Annotated in this window: 2 protein-coding genes; one reads left to right on the top strand and one right to left on the bottom strand. The window is 69.2% G+C overall.

The window, feature by feature from the left end; all coding sequences use genetic code 11:
* Positions 1 to 63 precede the first annotated feature (63 nt).
* Positions 64 to 1530 carry a GuaB1 family IMP dehydrogenase-related protein gene (locus ACFWFI_RS42185; RefSeq protein WP_387401174.1) on the bottom strand — a complete coding sequence of 489 codons (1467 nt, stop codon included), beginning with the start codon at positions 1528 to 1530 and terminating at the stop codon, positions 64 to 66.
* Between the two features lie 293 nt (positions 1531 to 1823).
* On the opposite strand from ACFWFI_RS42185, the gene ACFWFI_RS42180 reads away from it, so the two are divergent.
* Positions 1824 to 2876 carry a terpene synthase family protein gene (locus ACFWFI_RS42180; protein ID WP_387401172.1) on the top strand — a complete coding sequence of 351 codons (1053 nt, stop codon included), beginning with the start codon at positions 1824 to 1826 and terminating at the stop codon, positions 2874 to 2876.
* The last annotated feature ends 34 nt before the right edge of the window (positions 2877 to 2910 follow it).

Genomic DNA, 2910 nt, shown 5'->3' with positions numbered 1-2910 from the left:
CCTGCCCGGCGCGAACGCCGGGCAGGGGCACCTCGTGACGCGGGGCCGCCCGGCCCCTCGGCATCAACTCCAGCTGTCGTGGAGCGGCTTGCCCTCCGCGTAGCCGGCGGCGCTCTGCACGCCCACGATCGCCTTCTCGGCGAACTCCTCCAGCGAGGACGCGCCCGCGTAGGTGCAGGAGGAGCGGACACCGGCGATGATCGAGTCGATCAGGTCCTCCACACCGGGGCGGGTGGAGTCGAGGAACATCCGTGAGGTGGAGATGCCTTCCTCGAACAGCCCCTTGCGGGCCCGGTCGTAGGCGGACTCCTCCGAGGTGCGGTTCCTGACCGCGCGTGCCGAGGCCATTCCGAACGACTCCTTGTAGTACCGCCCGTCGGCGGACTGCTGGAGGTCGCCGGGCGACTCGTACGTACCGGCGAACCAGGAACCGATCATGACGTTGGACGCGCCGGCGGCGAGCGCCATCGCCACATCGCGCGGGTGCCGGACACCCCCGTCTGCCCAGACGTGCTTGCCGTGCTTCTTCGCCTCGGCGGCGCACTCCAGCACGGCGGAGAACTGCGGCCTGCCGACGCCGGTCATCATCCGTGTGGTGCACATCGCGCCGGGGCCCACGCCGACCTTGATGATGTCGGCGCCGGCCTCGATCAGGTCACGCACACCCTCGGCCGCGACGACGTTGCCCGCGACGATCGGCACGCCCGGGTCCAGCGCCCGGACGGCGGAGACCGCGCTGATCATGGATTCCTGGTGGCCGTGCGCGGTGTCCACGACGAGGGTGTCGACGCCGGCTTCGAGGAGCTGCTTGGCCTTGCCCGCCACGTCGCCGTTGATGCCGACGGCCGCCGCGATCCGCAGCTTGCCGTCCGCGTCCGTCGCGGGGGTGTAGAGCGTCGCACGCAGCGCGGCCTTGCGGGTGAGGATGCCGACCAGCCGGCCCTCCGAGTCGACCGCCGGAGCGAGCTTGCGGTTGGCGCCGTCGAGCTTGTTGAAGGCCTCGCGCGGATCGATGTCCGCGTCGAGCACGACCAGGTCCCTGGACATGACCTCGGACAGCTGTGTGAAGCGGTCCACGCCGGTCAGGTCGTGGTCGGTGACGACGCCGACCGGCCGGTGCTCGGCGTCGACGACGACCCCGGCTCCGTGGGCCCGCTTGTGCAGGAGGGACAGCGCGTCGGCGACGGTCTGGCCGGGAGCCAGCACGATCGGCGTGTCGAGCACGAGGTGACGCTTCTTGACCCAGCCGATGACCTCGGTGACGACCTCGATCGGAATGTCCTGGGGGATCACGACCAGGCCGCCGCGGCGGGCGATGGTTTCAGCCATCCGGCGGCCCGCGATGGCGGTCATGTTCGCGACGACGAGCGGGATGGTGGTGCCGCTGCCGTCCGGCGAGGAGAGATCCACGGCCTGCCGCGAACCGACCGCGGAGCGGCCGGGGACCATGAAGACATCGTCGTACGTGAGGTCGTAGGGGACCGAGGGAGAGGTCGTGTAACGACCGGTACCGGGCTCAAGAAAACGCATAACACCCATTTTTTCATACGAAACGGTGCAGGTCGTTTCCACGAAGACACAGCAATGGACCCCCGCGTTCGTCAGTTCCTCCAAGGAGGCTGTCCGGGGGCCGGGCAAGTGGAAACCTGCCTTACCCATGGACCCTACCCGAACAGGATTCGCTCCTTCGTGATCACGATCCCTGGACCGGGTGACGAGGGGTCAGGTAGCTTCAAATCCGCAGGTCCTCGCGGTAGGCGCGACGCCGCCCACGAGCCCGGAACACCTGTCATGCGTTCGGCCGGAGAGGATGGGGACCGCCTGTGGAGAGCGAACTGCCCGATATCTACTGCCCGTTCCCCCAGCGGAGCAATCCGCACCTGGGACACACCCGTGAGCACCTCGACTCGTGGACGCGACGCACCGGCCTGGTCCACCGGGAATCGGCCAGGCGGCGTTTCGAGCAGGCCGACTTCGGCGCCTTCGTGGGCATGGTCTATCCGACGGCGAACAGCGAGCACCTCGACCTGGTCGCCGACTGGTTCGTCTGGCTCTTCCTCGTCGACGACCAGCTGGACGACGGGCACCTGGGCCGCAGCCCCGACCGCGTACGCGACGTGGTGGAGCGGATGCGCGCCGTGGTCGAGGGCACGGCTCCCGGCCCCGGGCCGGACGAGGAGGCGCCCGCCGCGCTCATCGCCCTGGCGGACCTGTGGGAACGTACGATTCCGCAGGCCGCCGCCCACTGGCGCACCCGCTTCGCCTGGCACCTCATGATGTATCTGACGACAGCCACCACCTGGGAGGCGGGAAACCGCGCCGACGGGGTCGTGCCGTCCGAGACGGCGTACATCGCCAAGCGCCGGCACACCGGGGCGATCCATGTCTGCATGGACCTGATAGAGATCGTGGCCGGCATAGGGGCGCCCGAATCGGTCCACAACGACGCCCGGTTCATCACGGCGCTGGAAGCGTCCTGCAACGTCGTGTGCTGGGCGAACGACGTCTACTCCTACGAGAAGGAGCAGGTTCTGGGCGAGATCCACAATCTCGTCCACCTGGTCCGCCACCACCGCGGCTACGGCGAGCGCCAGGCACTCGAACACGTGTGCGCGGAGATCGCCACCGAAACGAAGCGGTTTCTCGCCGCCGAGAGCGAGCTGCTCGGCCTGTACCCGGAGCTGGCGGGCCTGCTCGTGCCCTATCTCGACGGGATGCGGAGCTGGATGCGCGGGAATCTGGACTGGTCGCGGCAGACCCCCCGCTACAACCCGGCGGACGTCAGCCAGTACGCGGAGCCGGGGGCCTATCTGGAGGAGTCCGTCCTCGGCGTGAAAGCGGACCACGCACGGCTGGGCGCGGGCAACAGCCGCTGAGACCGGGCACGACGGAGGCCGGGCACCTGTGCGG

The sequence above is a fragment of the Streptomyces sp. NPDC060209 genome, assembly GCF_042728155.1.
GTDB lineage: Bacteria > Actinomycetota > Actinomycetes > Streptomycetales > Streptomycetaceae > Streptomyces.
This window is presented reverse-complemented; position numbering and strand designations above follow the sequence as displayed.

Bases quoted from the DNA above. Each gene is read 5' to 3' on its own strand.
- ACFWFI_RS42185 (WP_387401174.1), bottom strand. From the start codon at position 1,530: ATGCGTTTTCTTGAGCCCGGTACCGGTCGTTACACGACCTCTCCCTCG.